18 protein-coding genes, 1 pseudogene and 1 riboswitch are annotated in these 20,304 nt (G+C 43.1%); of the genes and pseudogenes, 15 read left to right on the forward strand and 4 right to left on the reverse strand.

The window, feature by feature from the left end; genetic code table 11:
• Window positions 1–57: 57 nt before the first annotated feature.
• The 4 genes from HMPREF1149_RS05035 to HMPREF1149_RS05050 form a co-directional block, all read right to left on the reverse strand.
• Window positions 58–321 (reverse strand): SemiSWEET family transporter, encoded by a 264-nt coding sequence (locus HMPREF1149_RS05035; RefSeq protein ID WP_000166113.1) that lies wholly within the window; start codon window positions 319–321, stop codon window positions 58–60.
• A 105-nt stretch (window positions 322–426) separates the two neighbouring features.
• Complete coding sequence (locus HMPREF1149_RS05040) at window positions 427–1,461, reverse strand: S66 family peptidase (RefSeq protein WP_000255133.1); 1,035 nt, start codon at window positions 1,459–1,461, stop codon at window positions 427–429.
• A 142-nt stretch (window positions 1,462–1,603) separates the two neighbouring features.
• The gene (locus HMPREF1149_RS05045; protein ID WP_000077991.1) at window positions 1,604–2,281 is read right to left on the reverse strand and encodes a DUF1129 domain-containing protein; all 678 of its coding nucleotides are present in this window, start codon (window positions 2,279–2,281) and stop codon (window positions 1,604–1,606) included.
• Between the two features lie 11 nt (window positions 2,282–2,292).
• On the reverse strand, window positions 2,293–3,237 hold the full coding sequence (locus HMPREF1149_RS05050; RefSeq protein ID WP_000815620.1) for a magnesium transporter CorA family protein: 945 nt from the start codon (window positions 3,235–3,237) through the stop codon (window positions 2,293–2,295).
• Window positions 3,238–3,373: 136 nt separating this feature from the next.
• Between HMPREF1149_RS05050 and uvrA the strand changes: the two genes are divergently transcribed.
• The 15 genes and pseudogenes from uvrA (at window position 3,374) to HMPREF1149_RS05125 (ending at window position 20,294) form a co-directional block, all read left to right on the forward strand.
• Window positions 3,374–6,205 (forward strand): excinuclease ABC subunit UvrA, encoded by a 2,832-nt coding sequence (gene uvrA, locus HMPREF1149_RS05055; RefSeq protein WP_001152882.1) that lies wholly within the window; start codon window positions 3,374–3,376, stop codon window positions 6,203–6,205.
• The gene (locus HMPREF1149_RS05060; RefSeq protein ID WP_001042879.1) at window positions 6,198–7,259 is read left to right on the forward strand and encodes a M24 family metallopeptidase; all 1,062 of its coding nucleotides are present in this window, start codon (window positions 6,198–6,200) and stop codon (window positions 7,257–7,259) included. The genes uvrA and HMPREF1149_RS05060 overlap by 8 nt, the downstream gene beginning before the upstream one ends.
• A 53-nt stretch (window positions 7,260–7,312) precedes the next feature.
• A riboswitch (M-box (ykoK) riboswitch) is annotated at window positions 7,313–7,463 on the forward strand.
• Between the two features lie 195 nt (window positions 7,464–7,658).
• On the forward strand, window positions 7,659–10,319 hold the full coding sequence (mgtA, locus tag HMPREF1149_RS05065) for a magnesium-translocating P-type ATPase (RefSeq protein WP_000858842.1): 2,661 nt from the start codon (window positions 7,659–7,661) through the stop codon (window positions 10,317–10,319).
• A 134-nt stretch (window positions 10,320–10,453) separates the two neighbouring features.
• The gene (spx, locus tag HMPREF1149_RS05070) at window positions 10,454–10,852 is read left to right on the forward strand and encodes a transcriptional regulator Spx (RefSeq protein ID WP_000591165.1); all 399 of its coding nucleotides are present in this window, start codon (window positions 10,454–10,456) and stop codon (window positions 10,850–10,852) included.
• 66 nt (window positions 10,853–10,918) lie between these two features.
• Window positions 10,919–11,488, forward strand: a complete 570-nt coding sequence (locus HMPREF1149_RS05075) for an SP0191 family lipoprotein (RefSeq protein WP_000734683.1) — start codon at window positions 10,919–10,921, stop codon at window positions 11,486–11,488.
• An 86-nt stretch (window positions 11,489–11,574) separates the two neighbouring features.
• Entirely contained in the window at window positions 11,575–11,841 is a 267-nt protein-coding gene (locus HMPREF1149_RS05080) for an IreB family regulatory phosphoprotein (RefSeq protein WP_000507060.1), read from the forward strand.
• 3 nt (window positions 11,842–11,844) lie between these two features.
• Complete coding sequence (gene ruvX, locus HMPREF1149_RS05085; protein WP_002876031.1) at window positions 11,845–12,264, forward strand: Holliday junction resolvase RuvX; 420 nt, start codon at window positions 11,845–11,847, stop codon at window positions 12,262–12,264.
• Between the two features lie 15 nt (window positions 12,265–12,279).
• Window positions 12,280–12,585, forward strand: coding sequence for a DUF1292 domain-containing protein (locus HMPREF1149_RS05090; protein WP_000017624.1), 306 nt, complete (start codon window positions 12,280–12,282; stop codon window positions 12,583–12,585).
• A gap of 206 nt (window positions 12,586–12,791) precedes the next feature.
• A complete protein-coding gene (locus tag HMPREF1149_RS05095; protein ID WP_000464345.1) occupies window positions 12,792–14,042 on the forward strand; it encodes a bifunctional folylpolyglutamate synthase/dihydrofolate synthase in 1,251 nt (416 codons plus the stop codon).
• 87 nt (window positions 14,043–14,129) lie between these two features.
• Window positions 14,130–14,588: pseudogene (locus HMPREF1149_RS05100) on the forward strand (SP_0198 family lipoprotein).
• 184 nt (window positions 14,589–14,772) lie between these two features.
• Entirely contained in the window at window positions 14,773–15,924 is a 1,152-nt protein-coding gene (locus tag HMPREF1149_RS05105; protein ID WP_000190431.1) for an iron-containing alcohol dehydrogenase, read from the forward strand.
• An 87-nt stretch (window positions 15,925–16,011) separates the two neighbouring features.
• Window positions 16,012–17,280 carry a glycosyltransferase gene (locus tag HMPREF1149_RS05110; protein ID WP_025170437.1) on the forward strand — a complete coding sequence of 423 codons (1,269 nt, stop codon included), beginning with the start codon at window positions 16,012–16,014 and terminating at the stop codon, window positions 17,278–17,280.
• A 3-nt stretch (window positions 17,281–17,283) separates the two neighbouring features.
• Window positions 17,284–18,264: an NAD-dependent epimerase/dehydratase family protein gene (locus HMPREF1149_RS05115; protein WP_000757309.1), complete on the forward strand. Its 981-nt coding sequence runs from the start codon at window positions 17,284–17,286 to the stop codon at window positions 18,262–18,264.
• Entirely contained in the window at window positions 18,239–19,054 is an 816-nt protein-coding gene (locus HMPREF1149_RS05120; RefSeq protein WP_000034628.1) for an MBL fold metallo-hydrolase, read from the forward strand. The genes HMPREF1149_RS05115 and HMPREF1149_RS05120 overlap by 26 nt, the downstream gene beginning before the upstream one ends.
• Window positions 19,032–20,294, forward strand: coding sequence for a F390 synthetase-related protein (locus tag HMPREF1149_RS05125; RefSeq protein ID WP_000724372.1), 1,263 nt, complete (start codon window positions 19,032–19,034; stop codon window positions 20,292–20,294). Before HMPREF1149_RS05120 ends, HMPREF1149_RS05125 begins: the two co-directional genes overlap by 23 nt.
• The last annotated feature ends 10 nt before the right edge of the window (window positions 20,295–20,304 follow it).

Raw genomic sequence — 20,304 nt, forward strand, 5'->3', positions numbered from 1 at the left:
AATGTAGAAAAAAGCTGAGAAACTCCTCTCAGCTTTTTGATTATATGCTAGTAACTTTTATAGTGCAGTAAGAAATGTCAGTCCACCTAAGACAACGCCAGCTGAGTTTGGAATAATTAGTATCCAATCCTTCTTAGGCTCTTTTGTCCATCCGTAAATAACCCAAATTAAACAAGATACTGCTGCGGATAAAGGCTGGAATGGTTGAGCTTTGTTGCCTTGTAAATTGGCAAAAATTTGTGGGATGTAGGCGATAAATACAACAATCCCGATAAAGGCTCCAATTGAACCGACAATTTGATTTATTTTTTGTTTAGTCATATACACCTCCTTTAAAAAGATATCATAGAAATAAGCAAAATGCAATAAATTCAGACACAAATTGTAACGAAAATCAATACCAAAGCACAAAAATGGAGAAATTGTTTATTTTTTGTTATAGTCAAAGCAAATGACTTGCTCCTGTGCATCTACATAAGCATGGACGCCAAAGGGAACAATGGCTCTTGGCGTTGCGTGGCCGACATTTAGATTATAGACAATCGGGATATTGTTATCAATGATATCCAATAGTGCTTCCTTATAGTCGTCATAGAAGGTTTCATCCATTGGCTTTCCGACCAAGAGTCCACTGATTACCTCAAATACTCCAGTTTCTTTCAGAGTCAGCAACATTTTTTTGAAGTTCTCCGGATCAGGCTTTTCTTCGCTTGTTTCTAGCAAGAGGATCTTTCCTTCCCAGTCAGATAAGTCAGGGAAGAGTTTATACTTTTGGCAGAGTTCTCTACTATCTGCATATCGAGAATTGTCAAAGATATCATAGAGGGACTCGATGCAACCACCGAGGATTTTTCCCTCGAATTGGGCATTTCCTTGTAACAAATCAAAACCTGTATTTACATGGCTGATACGAGCTGTTCCCAGAGCATTGGGACTAAAGTCAGTCCGTTCCTCATACCAAAGGTCGCTAGGGCGGATTTCTGAGATTCTCCCAGTATCGATCAATTCTTTAAAGTAGTGGAGGCTATAGGATAACATTTCCTTGTCCAACTCACAAATGTCTGCTAGAAAGGATTGCCCATAAAAAGTCTTGATTCCTAGTTTATGCAACATAAGGTGGTTCATAGTGGTATCCGAGAAGCCAAGAAAAATCTTTGGTTTAATAACCTTTTGGAGTTGGTCGTTTTCAAAAAGATAAGGTAGCAAGCGATAGGTATCATCCCCACCGATGGCGCAGAGGATCATGTCAATGCTATCGTCCGAAAAGGCCTGCATCAAATCCTCTGCACGCGCTTTAGGATGGTTCTTGATAAAGTCTAAACCTTTTAGCGAATGGGGCAAAAAGATAGGATTGAGTCCCAAGTCCTTGAGACGTTGGAGACCCAAATCGACTTCGTGTTTGACAAAATCCTCTCCGATAACACCACTAGACAAACTAACAATACCAATAGTAGAAACCATATCTCATCCTCCTAGAAATAGATTGAGCCTATTTTATCACAAAAGGTGAGAGAAAACTACAAGAATGAGACTCAGAAGTGCTATTGGATCTCAAGAAAGCAAGAAAAAAGCAACCGCTGGTGCAGTTGCTTTTATCGATCTCTTAATAACGTGATGGGCCCGCGCTTGCACTTCGGATGTTGAAACGTTTCTTGAGATAGAAGCGAAGGGCGAGAAGGGCAGCTCCCAGGATAGCCAAAGGCAATGGAGCAAGGACTGGATTGAGGCTGGCTGGTAGGAAGCTTGTTGCAAAGAAGACAGCCAACCAGAGAACCATAGCAGCTAGGATGACGAGGATTGATTTCCAGAATGGAGGACGTTGGCTACGGTCTGTGTCTGGTCCATAGTACTGGTAGACAAAGTAGTACATCAAGTAGAAGGCAAGTCCTCCTACAAGTCCAACCAACAAGAGGGTAATCAACCCATAACCAATAGCCTGATCTGTAGAGAAGAAGGTAGTCAGGGCGCTAATCAATGCAAAGAGGCTGGTGATGAAAAGGGCTGAGTCCATAATCATGAGTTTTGGATCGTCATTTTCTTTTGGATGCTCTTTTTCATATTGCTCCTTGGCAGTGAAGCTGTGAGCCCAGTGGGTTGGAGCTCCATAGAGGGAACGAGCGGTCGTTCCTTTGGCTTGTTCTTCAAGGATTTTAGGAATGACTTCCTCAAAGACAGCCTTGATTTCAGCGTCTGTTTTACCATCTTTGATGAATTGTTGGGTAGCGATGTGGATAAACTCTTGGTTTTTCTTGGTTAGTTTTTGTAAATCAATCTGAGACATAGGGATTCCTCTTAGAACCATTTTTTATGGATGAGATAGAGAGTGAGCGAGACACTCATAGCAAAGGCGATAAAGACGATTAACCAGAAGGCATGTGGTTCACCGTTTAGAGGGATTTCATTATCCTTGAAGTTCATCCCGTAGGCTGAGAAGATCATGGTTGGGACAGACATGACAATGGTCACGAGAGCCAGAGTTTTCATGATGTTATTCTGGTTGTTGGAAATGATAGAGGCAAAGGTCTCTGTCATAGAGTGAAGGACGTTCCCATAGATATCTGCCATCTCGATGGCCTGTTGGGTTTCAATCAGGGTGTCTTCGAGTAGGTCTTCGTCTTCTAGGTATTTCTTGATATTGCTGGTTGCGCTGGTCAATTTCTTAATCACGCGCTCGTTCGTCTTAAGTGAGGCCTTGAAATAGACGATGGTCTTTTCCAATTCCATGAGCTCGATCAGCTCTTCGTTTCGAGTGGACTTGTGAAGTTGACTTTCGATCTGTTCACTCTTACGGTCAATCGAACGGAGGGCCGTAAGGTAAAGTTCGGCGTTGCGGTAGAGAATCTGGAAGATAAAGCGTGAACGCATGAAGGTGTAAAAGTTGCGCAGTCTACGGTTGATAAAGACATCGAGAACGGGGAGGGATTCCAAGCAGGTGGTGATAATGGTTTCCTCTGTGATGATAATCCCCAGCGGAATCGTAACGTAGTAGGTACGATTGTTTCTTTCCTCTGTGATGGGAACGTCCACGATGATCAAAGTATACTCATCTTCAATGGTAATACGAGACATTTCTTCCGCATCGAGCGGTGCTCGAAGGTCGGCAATGTCAATGTCGAAGGCGTTAGCGATTTCTAACGATTCATTTTGTGTAGGATTAACGAGGTTGATCCAAGTACCCGGTTCAAGCGTGTCGATCTCTTTAAATTCAGTTGTTGTTGAGAGAAAAACTTGTTTCATATCCCCTATCCTTTCCTACTATTCAGTGATTCATTTTCTGCACCGTACTATTATACTATAAAAACAGCTTTTTGGGTAATAGAATTTCACATTTTTTGGTATAATGGAAAGCAATAATGGACTAGAAAGAACAAAGATGCAAGATAAAATTGTGATTCATGGGGCACGTGCCCATAACTTAAAAAATATTGATGTGGAGATTCCGCGAGACAAGCTGGTTGTTGTGACTGGTTTGTCAGGGTCTGGGAAATCCAGTCTGGCCTTTGATACCCTCTATGCGGAGGGACAACGTCGCTATGTAGAGAGTTTGTCAGCCTACGCTCGACAATTCTTGGGAAATATGGAGAAACCTGATGTGGATGCCATTGATGGCCTCAGCCCGGCTATTTCCATCGACCAGAAAACCACCAGCAAAAACCCTCGTTCGACCGTTGGAACGACGACTGAAATCAATGATTATCTGCGTCTCCTCTACGCACGAGTAGGGACGCCTTACTGTATTAACGGGCATGGGGCTATCAAGGCTTCTTCTGTAGAGCAAATCGTGGATAAGGTTTTGGAGTTGCCAGAACGCCAGCGCCTGCAAATTTTAGCTCCTGTCATTCGTAAGAAAAAAGGGCAACATAAGAGTGTCGTTGAAAAGGTTCAGAAAGACGGTTATGTCCGCGTCCGAGTGGATGGGGAGGTCTATGATGTGACCGAAGTGCCAGAGCTGTCTAAGAGCAAGCAACACAATATCGATGTTGTGGTAGACCGCATTGTCATCAAGGAGGGCATCCGTAGCCGTCTCTTTGACTCAATCGAGGCTGCCCTTCTTATCGCAGAAGGCTATGTGATTATTGATACCATGGACGATTCTGAGTTGCTCTTTTCTGAGCACTATGCCTGCCCGGTTTGTGGTTTTACCGTACCAGAGCTAGAGCCTCGTCTCTTCTCCTTCAATGCTCCTTTTGGCTCTTGTAGTGAGTGTGACGGTTTGGGCATCAAGCTGGAGGTGGATGTTGACTTGGTGGTTCCTGATACCAGTAAAACTTTGCGTGAGGGAGCCTTGGCACCTTGGAATCCTATCTCATCCAACTACTATCCAAACATGCTAGAACAAGCTATGACAGCCTTTGGAGTGGATATGGATAAACCCTTTGAGGACTTGTCAGAAGAAGATAAGAACTTGATTCTCTACGGCTCGGATGGCAAGGAATTCCATTTTCACTATGAAAATGAATTTGGCGGTGTGCGCGATATTGACATTCCTTTTGAGGGGGTTGTCAATAATATCAAGCGTCGTTACCATGAGACTAACAGTGATTACACACGCACCCAAATGCGTCTCTACATGAATGAACTAACCTGCGGAACTTGCCATGGCTACCGTCTCAATGACCAGGCCTTGTCTGTCCGTGTGGGTGGGGAGCAAGGACCACATATCGGTGAAATCTCAGACCTGTCTATCGCAGACCACTTGGCTTTGGTGAGCCAGCTGACCTTGTCTGAAAATGAAGCCATCATTGCCCGTCCTATTCTCAAGGAAATCAAGGATCGCTTGACCTTCCTCAATAATGTGGGACTCAACTATCTGACTCTGTCGCGTTCGGCAGGAACCCTTTCAGGTGGGGAGAGTCAGCGAATTCGCTTGGCGACTCAGATTGGGTCCAATCTATCAGGTGTCCTCTATATCCTAGATGAGCCTTCAATCGGTCTTCACCAGAGGGATAATGACCGCCTGATTGCTAGTCTGAAAAAGATGCGTGACTTGGGCAATACTCTCATCGTGGTAGAACATGACGAAGATACCATGCGCGAGGCGGATTATCTGATTGACGTTGGTCCGGGTGCCGGTGTTTTTGGTGGAGAGATTGTCGCTGCAGGAACACCCAAGCAGGTGGCTCGCAACAGCAAGTCTATCACAGGCCAGTATTTGTCAGGGAAACGTGCCATTCCAGTGCCAGCAGAGCGCCGCTCCGGAAATGGTCGTTTTATCGAGGTGACGGGAGCGCGTGAGAACAACTTGCAAAATATCACTGCTCGCTTCCCGCTAGGAAAATTCATCGCGGTGACAGGGGTGTCAGGTTCAGGGAAGTCGACCTTGATTAACAGCATCCTCAAAAAAGCTATTGCTCAAAAACTCAACCGTAATTCAGACAAGCCTGGTAAATTCAAAACCATCACAGGGATTGAACATGTAGACCGCTTGATCGACATTGACCAGAGCCCTATCGGACGGACGCCGAGGTCCAACCCAGCTACCTATACGGGAGTTTTTGACGATATACGTGACCTCTTTGCCCAGACAAATGAAGCTAAGATACGAGGCTACAAGAAGGGCCGTTTCAGTTTCAACGTCAAGGGTGGTCGTTGCGAAGCCTGCTCAGGTGACGGGATTATCAAGATCGAGATGCACTTCTTGCCAGATGTTTACGTGGCTTGTGAAGTCTGCCACGGGACTCGCTACAACAGCGAAACCCTAGAAGTCCACTATAAGGAAAAGAATATCTCGCAGGTCTTGGACATGACTGTCAACGATGCCGTGGAATTTTTCCAACACATTCCGAAAGTACAACGTAAACTCCAGACCATCAAGGATGTAGGGCTGGGCTATGTAACGTTAGGACAACCAGCTACCACCCTTTCAGGTGGAGAAGCCCAGCGTATGAAGCTGGCTAGTGAACTCCACAAACGTTCAACAGGTAAGTCATTCTACATTCTGGATGAGCCAACGACCGGGCTTCATACTGAGGATATCGCTCGCTTGCTTAAAGTCCTGGCTCGCTTTGTTGACGATGGAAATACAGTCCTCGTCATCGAGCACAATCTAGATGTTATCAAGACGGCAGACCATATCATCGATTTGGGACCTGAGGGCGGTGTCGGTGGTGGAACCATCATCGCAACAGGAACTCCAGAAGAAGTAGCGGCCAATGAAGCCAGCTACACAGGACACTATTTGAAAGGAAAGTTACATCATGAATAAACGTGTGCAAGCATTTCTAGCTAAAATGCAAGAAAAAGAACTAGATGGTATCATCATCAACAACCTTAAAAACGTCTATTATTTGACTGGTTTTTGGGGTTCAAATGGAACAGTCTTTATCAGCCGTGACCGTCAGGTCTTGGTGACAGACTCTCGCTATATCATTGCAGCTAGGCAAGAAGTAACGGGTTTTGAGATTGTGGCTGACCGCGATGAGTTGGCTGTTATTGCAGGCATTGTTAAGGATATGGGCTTGTCTCATATCGGTTTTGAGGACGAGATTTCGGTCTCTTATTACCACCGTATGCAAACTGCTTTTGAAGATTTGGAACTAGTTCCACAGGCTCAGTTTGTTGAAGCGCTTCGTATGATTAAGGATGAGAAGGAGATTGCGACTATTCGCAAGGCTTGTTCTATCTCAGACCAAGCTTTCCGCGATGCACTTGACTTTATCAAACCAGGAAAGACTGAAATTGAGATTGCCAACTTCCTTGACTTTCGCATGCGTGAGTTAGGAGCGGCAGGTTTGTCTTTTGATACCATTTTAGCAAGTGGTATCAACTCTTCCAAACCCCATGCCCATCCAATGCACAAACCAGTAGAGCTAGGAGAAGCAATTACCATGGACTTCGGCTGTCTCTACGATCACTATGTCAGCGATATGACACGGACCATTTATCTAGGTCATGTCAGTGACGGGCAAGCAGAAATCTACAACACAGTTTTGAAAGCCAACCAAGCTCTGATTGACCAAGTCAAGGCAGGTCTAGGTTTCCGTGACTTTGACAAAATCCCTCGTGATATCATTGTGGAAGCAGGCTATGGAGAATACTTTACACATGGTATCGGACACGGTATCGGACTGGACATCCACGAAGAACCCTACTTTAGCCAAACTTCCAAAGAAGCCATTAAATCTGGTATGGTCTTGACTGATGAACCGGGCATTTATATTGAAGGTAAATACGGGGTTCGTATTGAAGATGATATCCTGATTACAGATAACGGTTGTGAGTTATTGACACTTGCTCCAAAAGAATTGATTGTTATCTAAAAAATGAGATAAATCGTTGACTTTTATATTTTAAAGGTTTATACTGATAGACGAAAACGGTAGGTGAGGCTACCATAGGGATACGGATGACTACCGCAAAGCAGTGGAGACACTACTCGTTGGTCAACAGTCCTGGTCGCGAAGGCCAAAACTAAGCTCATTTCATTGCCCTATGGAGTTAAAGCTTGAACGAAAAACAGATAATTAGTTTTTTAATCCTGCCATAAAATGGCAGGATTTTCTACTGTTTTAGAACAGGGAAAGGAGACAGACGATGCAAATTGACGATCATCCAGAACCGCACATACACAGCCAATCGCTGATTTGTGTCGTTCTGCCCTTATAAAGTGATTGGTCTCTGTGTATGAAACACATCATTCATACAGATAGGAGAAACCAATGAAAACTACAAAAGAAAGATTAGCAGCAGCTATTCATACACCTTTAAACGAAACTCTATCTTTTTATAAGACAAGTCTAACAGGCTTGACTGAGGAACAGATAGAAAAGAATCGTGATTTATATGGTGAAAACACCATCACCAAGGGTCAGGAAGACAGTATCCTCAAAAAAATTTACGAATCTATTATCAATCCATTTACAATCATCCTCCTGGTCATCGCTATGATCTCCATGGTGACAAACGTCTGGTTGGCGAAGCCTGGGCAAGAAGATCCGACGACCTCTATCATCATCGTTGTCCTAGTCCTCATTTCTGGTGGCATTCGATTTGTCCAAGAATTGCGAAGCGACAAAGCTGCGACCAATCTTTCAAAAATGATTGTGAACACAGCCACAGTTATTCGCGAAGGCCAGAGTTTAGAGATCGCGATTGAGGATTTGGTCGTTGGAGATATAGTCAAATTAAGTGCTGGGGATATGATTCCGGCAGACCTCCTTTTGATTGAATCACGTGATTTCTTTGTTCAACAGTCTGGTTTGACGGGCGAAAGTGATTCGGTTGAAAAATTGGCTTTGTCAAAAATGAGTCAGTCAAATTTTGATAGTCTGCTAGAAGCAGAAGCACTCGCCTTCATGGGAACCAACGTGATATCAGGAAGCGCCAAGGCTCTGATTCTAGCAGTTGGTGATGACACCATGATGGGGGAAATAGAGCAGACTCTCAATACTTATGACGAGCCCACCTCTTTCGAACGGGATATGAACAGTATCTCCTGGCTCTTAATCCGTTTGATGTTGGTCATGGTTCCCATCGTATTTCTTTCCAATGGTTTGACGGATGGAGATTGGTTAGAGGCTGGCGTATTTGCTTTGAGCGTGGGTGTCGGGCTTACACCTGAGATGCTTCCCATGATCATCACGGCCAGTCTAGCAAAAGGCTCCATTATCATGGCCAAGGAAAAAGTCGTCATCAAAAAACTCAATGCCATACAAGATCTAGGTGCTATTGATATCCTGTGTACGGATAAAACTGGAACCCTTACCCAAGACGAAATTGTCCTTGAATATCCTTTGGATATACATGGAGATTTGGATTTATCTGTGTTGAGACGTGCCTATCTCAATTCCTATTTTCAAACTGGTTTGAAAAATTTAATGGACAGAGCGATCATTAAACGTACGGAAAAAGAAGCCAAAGAACACGCACTCTTGCAAAATCTAGATCAAACCTTTCAAAAAATAGATGAATTGCCCTTTGATTTTGAACGCAGACGGATGAGTGTCATCGTCAAGGATGAGAACGAAGTTGTTAGTTTGGTAACCAAGGGTGCCCTAGAGGAAATGCTTGCGATTTCAACCCATGTGGAATATCAAGATCAGATTAGCCCTCTGACGGATGATATCCGAGTGGAAATCTTAAAAGAAGTGGACCAACTCAATCAACAGGGCTTGCGAGTCTTAGGAGTCGCCTATAAAACAGGCCTCAAAGAAGGTTTTGCTTACTCTGTTGAAGATGAAAAGGAGATGATTCTAACAGGATATCTTGCCTTCCTAGATCCACCAAAACCATCTGCAGCCCCTGCTATCCAAGCTCTATTAGAGTATGGTGTTCAAACCAAGATTTTGACTGGGGATAATGAGAAGGTAACCCAAGCAGTATGCGAAAAAGTTGGTTTAGATGTTGATCAAATCTTGTTAGGCTCTGATATTGACGCCATGACGGACGAAGAGTTGGCCCAAGCAGTCGAACATGTGACCGTCTTTGCTAAACTCTCTCCAGATCAAAAAGCACGAATTATTTTACAAATCAAATCTAATGGACATTGTGTTGGCTATATGGGGGATGGAATCAATGATGCCCCTTCTATGAAAGTAGCAGATGTGGGGATTTCTGTTGACACGGCAGTAGATATTGCCAAAGAGACAGCTGATGTCATTTTGCTAGATAAAGATTTGATGGTGCTTGAAAAAGGTCTGGTCGAAGGGCGCAAAGTCTATGCCAACATGACCAAATATATCAAGATGACGGTCAGCTCTAATTTCGGGAATATTCTTTCACTCTTAGTGTCAGGTATCTTTTTACCTTTCCTTCCTATGGCTCCGATTCACTTGATTGTGTTAAACCTAGTTTACGATCTTTCTTGTATCGCCTTGCCATTTGATAATGTGGATGAAGACTTTTTGAAGCATCCTCATAAGTGGGAAGCTCAGTCCATTACTCGCTTTATGATTTGGATGGGTCCGATTTCTTCTGTCTTTGATATTTTGACCTTTATCTTGCTCTATTTTGTCATTGCCCCAATGGCGACAGGTCAAGCCTATGTTCACGGATCAGAGTCTACAACGGCCTTTATTATCCTATTCCAGACAGGTTGGTTCATTGAATCCATGTGGTCCCAAACCATGATCATCCATATGCTTCGTTCAGCAAAACTTCCTTTCTTACAAAGTCGTCCGTCATGGTTGGTTCTTGGAACAACCTTGCTAGCAGCTAGTTTTGTGACCTTCCTTCCCTACTCTTCAATTGCTAGCCTGCTTCATTTAACCCCTTTGGAACCCATTTATTTCCTCTTTTTGCTTTTGATAATTATTCTTTATATGATAAGTGTTACAATTGTGAAACGAATCTATATCAAAAAATTTAGAAGTTGGTTATAAATTGAATTTGTCAAGAAAAAAGTTCGAAAATCGCTAAAAAAATTAAATTTTTTTAAAAATAGGTCGCAAGTCGGATGTTTTTTATGGTATAATAGACTAAACTGATAGTAACATGTAGCGAAAGGGGTAGGTACATGATCAAAATTTATACAGTCTCAAGTTGTACTAGCTGTAAAAAAGCGAAAACCTGGCTCAATGCCCACCAGTTAAGTTATAAAGAACAAAATCTCGGTAAAGAAGGAATTACAAGAGAAGAGTTATTAGATATTCTCACGAAAACAGATAATGGAATTGCCAGTATCGTTTCGTCAAAAAACCGCTACGCTAAGGCACTTGGAGTTGACATCGAGGATTTGAGTGTCAATGAAGTGCTCAACTTAATCATGGAAACACCACGGATCTTAAAGAGTCCGATTCTCGTTGACGAGAAGCGCCTGCAAGTCGGCTATAAAGAAGATGATATCCGTGCCTTCTTGCCACGCTCTGTCCGTAATGTAGAAAATGCAGAAGCACGTCTACGTGCAGCTCTATAAAACATCAAGGCTGGGAGTGACTCCTGGCCTTGTTTGCTCTTTTGTTTTGAAATCATGTGAGGAATTATGAAAAAGTTACTAATTGCTAGTTTTGCTATTCTCTTTTTGCTTGCGGGATGTGGGCAAAAAAAGGAAACCCCTGCTGCTTCCACAACAGCATCTGACCCCATCCAATCAAACCTTCCCGTTTTGGACAATGCCGAAAAGAATACGGTTGTCACCAAGACCTTGTTGATGCCGAAGTCAGAAAATGGAACGCAGCAGATTCAGACTATTACCTATAAAGGCAATCAATTTTTGACCTTGACCATTCAGCAAAAACGACCTGTCGGGGATGAACTCAAGAACTTTATCTCTGAAAATGGCCTAGAGGAGACGCAAAAAGCGCTTCAAGAAGCTGAAGAGAAGGATGAGACCATCCAAGAGGCACGCAAACTAGCAGGATTTACACTGGAAACCAAGCTACTCAGCGAGACCGAAATCCAGACAACAACGACTTATGATTTTCAAGTATTGGATGTCAAAAAGGCATCTCAGATCGAATATTTAAAAAATATCGGTCTTGAAAATCTCTTAAAAAACGAACCTAGCCAATATATTGCAGACAGAGTGGCAAATGGGGCGACAGAACAATAGAAAATCCAAATTAATAGACTGACTTATTTGTAGAACGTCAGGGAATGTGCTATAATAGTACTATTCTAAGGAAAGAGGGTGTTAGAATGGGATTTACTGAAGAAACTGTACGGTTTAAATTGGATGATTCCAATAAGAAAGAAATTAGCGAAACATTGACAGATGTTTATGCTTCTTTGAATGAAAAGGGTTATAATCCGATAAATCAAATCGTCGGTTATGTATTGAGTGGAGACCCTGCCTATGTTCCTCGTTACAACAATGCACGAAATCAAATCCGTAAGTATGAGCGCGATGAAATTGTTGAAGAATTGGTACGCTACTACCTTAAAGGACAAGGAGTCGATCTATAATCTATGAGAATTATGGGATTGGACGTCGGTTCAAAAACAGTAGGGGTGGCTATTAGCGACCCACTAGGCTTCACCGCTCAGGGACTTGAAATCATCCAAATCAATGAGGATCAAGGCCAGTTTGGTTTTGACCGTATCAAGGAATTGGTTGACAGCTATAAGGTAGAACGCTTTGTAGTAGGTTTACCAAAGAACATGAACAATACCAGCGGTCCGCGAGTAGAAGCCAGTCAAGCCTATGGTGCCAAGCTAGAAGAACTCTTTGGTTTACCAGTAGACTATCAAGATGAACGCTTGACAACGGTCGCTGCGGAACGTATGTTGATTGAACAAGCAGATATCAGCCGTAACAAACGCAAGAAAGTTATTGATAAGTTGGCTGCTCAGCTGATTTTGCAAAATTATTTAGATAGAAAATTTTAAGACAGAGGAGAAACTATGTCACACGATCACAACCATGACCACGAAGAACGTGAATTGATTACACTAGTAGACGAGCAAGGAAATGAAACCTTGTTTGAAATTCTTTTGACCATCGACGGAAAAGAAGAATTTGGTAAAAACTATGTTCTGCTAGTGCCAGTTAACGCAGAAGAAGATGAGAATGGTGAAGTTGAAATCCAAGCTTACTCATTCATTGAAAATGAAGATGGAACAGAAGGCGAATTACAACCAATCCCAGAAGACTCAGAAGACGAATGGAACATGATTGAAGAAGTCTTCAACAGCTTTATGGAGGAGTAAAAACGTCCGGGGGACGTTTTTAGCCCTGCGCCAGAAATTAGAAATGCAGGAACGTTCGGTGGACGTCTTTAGTCCACGTTGAAATTCATAGTAGCTAGTGATTAGCTAACCAGGTAAGAGGTCGGGATTTTAGTCCCGACCTCGTTTTTTATTTGTAATCATACTTTTATGCTGTAGTTGATTGGACTTTTGTTAAGGAGATATGTATGTTTGAAGTAGAAGAATGGCTTCATAGTCGGATTGGTTTAAACTTTAGATCTGGTCTTGGACGAATGCAGCGAGCTGTGGATTTGCTGGGGAATCCTGAGAAGACTTATCCGATTATCCACGTAACAGGGACTAACGGTAAGGGGTCAACTATTGCCTTTATGAGGGAGTTGTTTGTAGCTCATGGAAAAAAAGTTGGTACCTTTACCTCTCCTCATATCATCAGTATCCATGATCGAATCTGTATCAATGGACAACCAATCGCAGATGAAGACTTTGTCCGTATGGCTAACCAAGTCAAGGAGATGGAAAAAACTCTCTTAGAAACACATGATCAATTGTCTTTCTTTGAGTTGTTGACCTTGATTGCTCTGCTTTACTTTAAAGAGCAGGGAGTGGATCTAGTCCTGCTAGAGGTGGGGATTGGTGGTCTGCTTGACACCACTAATGTCGTAACAGGCGAGATTGCAGTTATTACTTCCATTGGGTTAGATCATCAGGAGACCTTAGGCGATAGTCTGGAGGAAATAGCCGAGCAGAAAGCTGGTATTTTCAAGGCTGGAAAGAAGGCGGTCATTGCTAAGCTCGCTCCAGAAGCGGAGCTTGTCTGTCAAAAAAGAGCAAGAGAGTTAGACGTAGACCTTTATCAAGCTGGGCGAGACTTCGCTTTGAAAGCTGGGAATTTTTCAAGTAGCCTAGCAAGTTTTTCCCAGCTTGAAATCGGGTTGGAAGGTGCTTATCAGCAAGAAAATGCCGCCTTGGCTTTAGAAGCTTTTCTTCTGTTTATGGCGTCAAGAGAGGAAAAAGTCGAAGAAGAGTCTGTCAGACGGGCTTTGAAGGAGACACATTGGGCAGGTCGATTAGAACGGATTCGCCCGCAAATCTACCTAGATGGGGCTCACAATCTTCCAGCTCTAAGTCGTTTAGTTGAGTTTATTCAAGGGAAAATCCAGCAAGGTTATCAAGTTCAAATCCTTTTTGGCGCCCTTAAACGCAAGGATTACCAAGGGATGTTAGCCTATCTATCTGAGCAATTGCCTCAGGTGGAACTTAAGGTAACAGGCTTTGACTACCAAGGATCTCTAGAAGAAAGCGATGTTTCTGGTTATAAACTGGTTGACTCTTATCGTGATTTTATCAGCAAATTTGAAGAAAATGCCAATGATCAGGACTTGCTTTTTGTGACGGGCTCTCTCTATTTTATCTCGGAAGTACGAGCGGGTTTGGTGGGAGATCATGAGATTAGTTGACCTTCTAGACTTAAGTTGCTATACTGGGGATAGGAAAACTCGCAAACGATTTCAGAAATACATTGGCACAAAAGAAAGGAAATCGATATGAAAGCGAAAACATTCATACTTTCTATTGCTTCTTTAGCAATTCTTAGTCTTCTAGCAGCTTGTGGACCTAAGGAACAAGCATCTACCCAGCCATCTGCTCAGTAATCATCTACTCAACAAGAATCATCTTCTAGCACTGTTACAAGTGCTAGTCAACCACAGGCGTCCTTAAGCCAGGACACTGCTGCGGCAGCTCAACCGACTAATATTGATGGTACCTATACTGGAAAAGATGAGAACGACCAGATCACTCTTGTTGTAACAGGTAAAACTGGTACATGGACTGAGGTTGAACCAGATGGAGATAAGGAAATCAAGCAAGTCACCTTTGAGCCAGAAAATCAACGTGTCATTATCGGAGATGATATTAAAATTTACGCGGTTAATGGTAATCAAATGATTATCGATGACATGGACCGAGAGACATCTGACCGAGTAGTCTTAACGAAGCAATAATGATTAAGTAAAAGTTCCAATGAGATGAAAGTTATCTTTTTGGAGCTTTTTTCTTGAAAAAGTGGCGGGCTGTTCTTTACTAACTTTTTACTTAAAACGCTTACAAATATTTGTAAAACTTCTTATAAGGTCGTATACTTATGGTAAATAATCAAATAGCGCAGAGGCGCAGGAGGAAAAGCATATGGCTACATTTTACGTTCCATCAGTTAACCTTATTGGTAAAGGTGTTGTAAATGAAGTAGGTCCGTATATCAAGGAACTGGGGTATAAGAAGGCCCTTTTGGTGACAGACAAATTCATCGAAGGAAGTGATATTTTACCTAAGGTCCTAAAACCATTAGATGCTGAAGGGATCGAATATGTGATCTTTAGCGATGTGGAGCCAAATCCAACTTGCAAGAACGTCACAGACGGAGTGGCTGCCCTGAAAGAGCATGGATGTGACTTCATCATCAGTCTTGGAGGAGGATCTCCTCAGGATGCAGCTAGCTGTATCTCTATCATCGCCACAAATGGCGGAAAACCACAGGATTACGAAGGCCTCCACAAGTCTGCTAAAAAAGGATTGCCAGTGGTTGCGATCAATACAACAGCTGGAACTTCTGCAGAAATTACGATTAACTATGTCATTACTGACGAAGAACGCAAGGTCAAGATGGTAATGGTTGATAAGAACAGCCTCGCCCTCATCTCTGTCAATGATCCAGAACTCATGCTTTCAAAACCGAAAGGATTGACAGCGGCGACAGGTATGGATGCTCTTACTCACGCTGTCGAGGCTTTAGTAACACCAGGTGCTTATAATGTGACCAAGAAACTCTCTATCGGAGCGATTGAACTCATCAAGGAGTATCTTCCTCGTGCTGTGGCAAATGGCCACGATATTGAAGCGCGTGAGGCGATGGTCAATGCCATCTTCCTCGGTGGTATGAGCTTTAACAATGCTGGCTTGGGCTATGTTCACTCTATGGCTCACCAACTCGGTGCGGTATATAACTTGCCGCATGGTGTCTGCTGTGCCATGCTTCTCCCAGTTGTAGAACGTGAAAATGCCAAGCGTGTGCCAGAAGCTTTCCGCAATGTAGCCAAGGCCTTGGGACTCCATGTTGAAGGGAAAACAGACCAAGAATGTGCTGACTATGCTATTGCTGAAATTGAGAAACTGTCTGAAACAGTAGGTATTCCGAAGAAACTCACTGAGCTCGGTATCCAAGAAAAAGACTTTGACTTTGACTACCTTTCTAAGAATGCTTTGATTGATGCATGTGCACCTGGAAATCCATTTATGCCAACCTTAGAAGAAACTATTGCACTATACAAAGAACTCTTCTGATTCATAAAGTGAAAAAGAAGCTAAATAATGCTGGAAAGAACTATCATTTTGGTAGTTCTTTTTTTAAAAATTTGCTATCCTAGACATATGAGAAAAATCAAAATTGATGTGGTTGTAGTGCCCTTAAGTGGGCATCTCTTCCCGACCCTGAATTTACTCGCACCCTTGTTGAAGGATCCCTTGTATGAGATTCGATTATTTACAGGACCGCAACGAAAAGCTGTCGCAGAGGAGATGGGCTTCCGGGTGATTCCCATTTTAGAAAATTGTGTAGATGAGTTTGAGCGTGTAGCCAACAATGAAGGGCAGTTAAACCTTATTTCTGCTTATCGACAGTTGTCAGCTAGTCTTGATTTGATCAATGTGGTTTCAGATCAATTAGTGCAAGAGTGGCAGGAAAATCGACCTGATATTGTGATTGCGGACTTTATAACCCTCTCTGGAGGACTAGTGGCGGAACAGTTGGATATTCCTTGGATAACCACAATGGCGACACAGTTTGCCATTGAAACGACAGATGGACCGCCTTGTTTCTTTGGAGGAATGGGCAGTCCAAAAACATCTTTCCAATCTGCTCAGCAATGGTTAGGAAGAAAAGGAACTCGTTTAGGGAAACGAATCGTAAGCTTTTTATTGAGAGAACGATTGAAACGTTACAATTTTAAACTCTACAATCAGAAGAATCAGGAAACCATTTATTCACCCTATTCCATCTTGGGAATTGGGATGAAAGAGTTGGAGCTGAAAAGTGGTTTTCCAGAGCACTATCTTTGGGTGGGACCTTTTGGCTCTTCGATTGAGAGGGCAGAAAATTATCCCCTCGATTTGTCTCCTTATGCAGGTTATAAGAAGATCCTTGTATCCTGCGGCACTCAGCTAGCATGGGCCAAAGACAATCTCCTCTATCAGACACAACAATTGGCAGAAGTACATCCAGATTGCCACTTCTTTGTGACTCTGGGGTTTGGTGGACAAGACTTCCGATGTGAGGAGCTCATGGACAATGTTTCTGTGGTATCTTATCTTCCCTATAAGGAATACATTCCCCAGATGGACTATGTGATTCATCATGGCGGTGCGGGCATTTTTTACCAATGTATCATCTATGGCAAGCCTGCCTTGATTCTCCCCCATGACTATGATCAGTATGACTATGCGGTTCGTGGCTTAGAGGCAGGGATTGCCCTGACTGCTAAACGAGAGGATACAGAAGCGATTGGACGCGCTTTTGATGAGTTGTTGGATAGAGATGATTGGTCAGACTTGAACAAACTCAGTCGCGCAGCTCAAATCTATCAGCCAACAGAGATTCTGAAGAGCGAAATACATAGACTCTTAGGGGACAAGGAGAAGTAAAAAATGAAGAAAGTATTGGTAACAGGTGCTACGGGCTTTCTAGGTAAGTATGTTGTTGAAGAGCTCAGTCAGTCGGGCTATCAGGTACGCGCTTTTGGACGCAATCGCAAGATGGGTCAGTCTTTAGAAACTTCTACTGTGGCATTTTTTCAGGGAGATTTGACCAAACAAGAGGACTTAGCTCAGGCTTGTCAAGAGATGGACATGGTTGTGCATGCGGGTGCTCTTTCTACCGTTTGGGGACCTTGGGAGGACTTCTACCAGACAAATGTCTTGGGAACCAAGTATGTTCTGGATGCTTGTCGGGAGGCGGGGATTCAGCGTTTGGTTTATGTATCATCGCCGAGCATCTATGCTGCTCCTCGAGATCAGCTAGCTATCAAAGAAAGCGATGCGCCTCAGGAAAATAATCTGAACAACTACATTCGTAGTAAGCTGGCTTCGGAGAAGCTGTTTAAGGATTATCCCGATGTTCCGAGCATTATCTTACGACCTCGTGGGCTTTTTGGGATTGGGGATACCAGTATTTTGCCCCGAGTTCTCAAACTCAGTCAGAAGATTGGTATTCCCTTGATAGGGGACGGTCGTCAGCTCATGGATATGACCTGTGTGGAAAATGTCGCTCTGGCAATTCGCTTGGCTCTAGAGGCTCCTCAAGCTAGTGGCGAAGTCTATAATATTACCAATGGGGAACCAAGAGCCTTTAAGGATTTGATAGAAGAAACCCTGAGAGGACTGGGCTATCCGATAACATACAGAAAAGTGCCAGCTCCTCTTATTTCAGTTATTGCCAGTAGTTTAGAGTTTCTTTATCAGACCTTGAAACTTAAAGGTGAGCCGGCTCTGACACGCTATACCTATTATTTGCTGCGGTATAGCCAGACGCTGGACATCAGCAAGGCGGAGCTAGACTTGGGGTATCGCCCTCAAATCAGTATTTCGGAAGGGATTGAACAATATGTCCAAGATTATCGAAAGCATTGATTATTTCCCAGCAGGCTACTGTACTAGCTATACAGGTTTGCTATTCAAGGGAGTCAAGAATAAAAAGATGACCTTTCCAGCTGGTGTCTTTCTGATTAAACACAGAGACAAGGGCTATTTGCTATATGATACTGGCTATCACTATGATATTAAGACGAAGCTTCGCTATGGTTTTTATCGTCTAGGAACACCTGTTCAAATGACGGAAAAGGACCAGATTTCATATTTGCTAGAAGCGAAGGGAATCAAACCAGAAGAAATTAACTATGTCCTTCTATCACACCTACATCCAGATCATCTGGGAGGAGCTAGCTTCTTTCCTCATGCAACCTTTATCCTGACAAAAGAAGTGTATGAAGTTTATCAAAAACCCAAGTTGAAAGACCTGATTTTCAAGGAATTTCTACCAACTTCTTTTGAAAAAAATCTAACCATTATCAGAGCTGACCAGCAAGATTCAACCTTTCCCTATCGTCCGATTTGTGATCTTTTTGGAGATGGCAGTATCCTAGTTGCTTCTGTTGACGGGCATGCTAGGGGGCAAGCCTGTCTGTATCTTCCAGACTTTAACCTCCTCATTGCAGCAGATCTTTGTTGGGGAATTGACCTTTTGCCTTACACCAAACAGATGCATCTGATTCCTTCCTTGGTTCAAGATAACAAGGTGGACTATATCAAGGGGACAGAGTTTCTGGAGGAAGTCTTAAAGGACAGTATTGAGGTGCTTGTTAGTCATGACCCTGTAGAAAGGATAGAGTCAATCTTATATGAAAAAAATAACCTTTCTTAAAACCTTTATCCAAACTCGTTGGCTTCATAACTTCAAATCTCGAGAGGCTGTAGAGAGCTATCAGAAAAAGCAATTATCCAACTATATGGATTTTTTAAAGCGAGAGTCTCCCTACTTTAAAAATGGGGTGCCTAGCGACTTTGACCATATGGACAAAGCTTTTATGATGGAACATTTCAACGAACTCAACACCCAAGGAGTGGATCGTGAAGAAGCCTTATCCTTAGCTATTGAAAGTGAGAAAACCCGTGATTTCAGTGAACTTAAAGGCGAAGTAGCAGTCGGTCTGTCTTCAGGGACATCTGGACATCGGGGACTCTTTATCACAACAGAGAAAGAGCGAAGTATGTGGGCGGGAGCTATCTTGGCAAAGATGTTGCCCAAGGGTCAGCTTTTTGGACACCGCATCGCCTTTTTCCTGAGAGCCGATAATGAACTCTATCAGACCATCAATACGGCGCTCATTCGTCTAGAGTATTTTGATATTTTCAAACATACAGATGAGCATATAGAGCGTCTCAATAGCTACCAACCAACTATTGTGGTGGCGCCAGCCTCTATGTTGATTGAATTGAGCAAGCGCCTCAAGGATGGAGAGTTAGCTATTCACCCACAAAAAATCGTTTCGGTGGCGGAAATCTTGGAAGATAGTGATAGGGAACGCATCGCAGAGGCCTTTTCTCTGTCCATCATTGACCAAGTTTATCAGGCAACTGAAGGTTTCCTAGCCTGCACTTGCTCAGTTGGTAATCTGCATCTCAACGAAGACATTATCTTTGTGGAAAAGCGGTATCTGGATGACCGCCGTTTTTATCCAGTGATTACGGACTTTAAGCGAAGCAGTCAGCCTGTTTATCGCTACCAGCTCAATGATATCTTGGTTGAAAATCCGGAGCCTTGTCCCTGTGGCTCCTACTATACACGGATTGACAAGGTCGAAGGACGCTCTGACGATATCTTCTACTTTGAAGGGCAGGATGGGGGACAGGTAACGATCTATCCAGACTTTATCAGGCGTTGCATCCTCTTTGTGGAGAATGTAGGAGATTACCAAGTTAAGCAACATTCCGAGAAATTAGTGGAAGTTTGTCTAAGCCGACGAGATGAGGACGTAGAGACAGCTATTCTAGTTCAGTTTCATCTCTTGGCCCAGCAAAAAGAGTTCATAGTTCCTCAAATCCAATTTTCAGATTATCACTGGGATACTAGCCGTAAACTCAAACGTATCCAACGTTTATGAAAGGAAGAAA

This window comes from Streptococcus sp. BS35b, from assembly GCF_000286475.1.
In the GTDB taxonomy this organism is placed as follows: domain Bacteria; phylum Bacillota; class Bacilli; order Lactobacillales; family Streptococcaceae; genus Streptococcus; species Streptococcus oralis_W.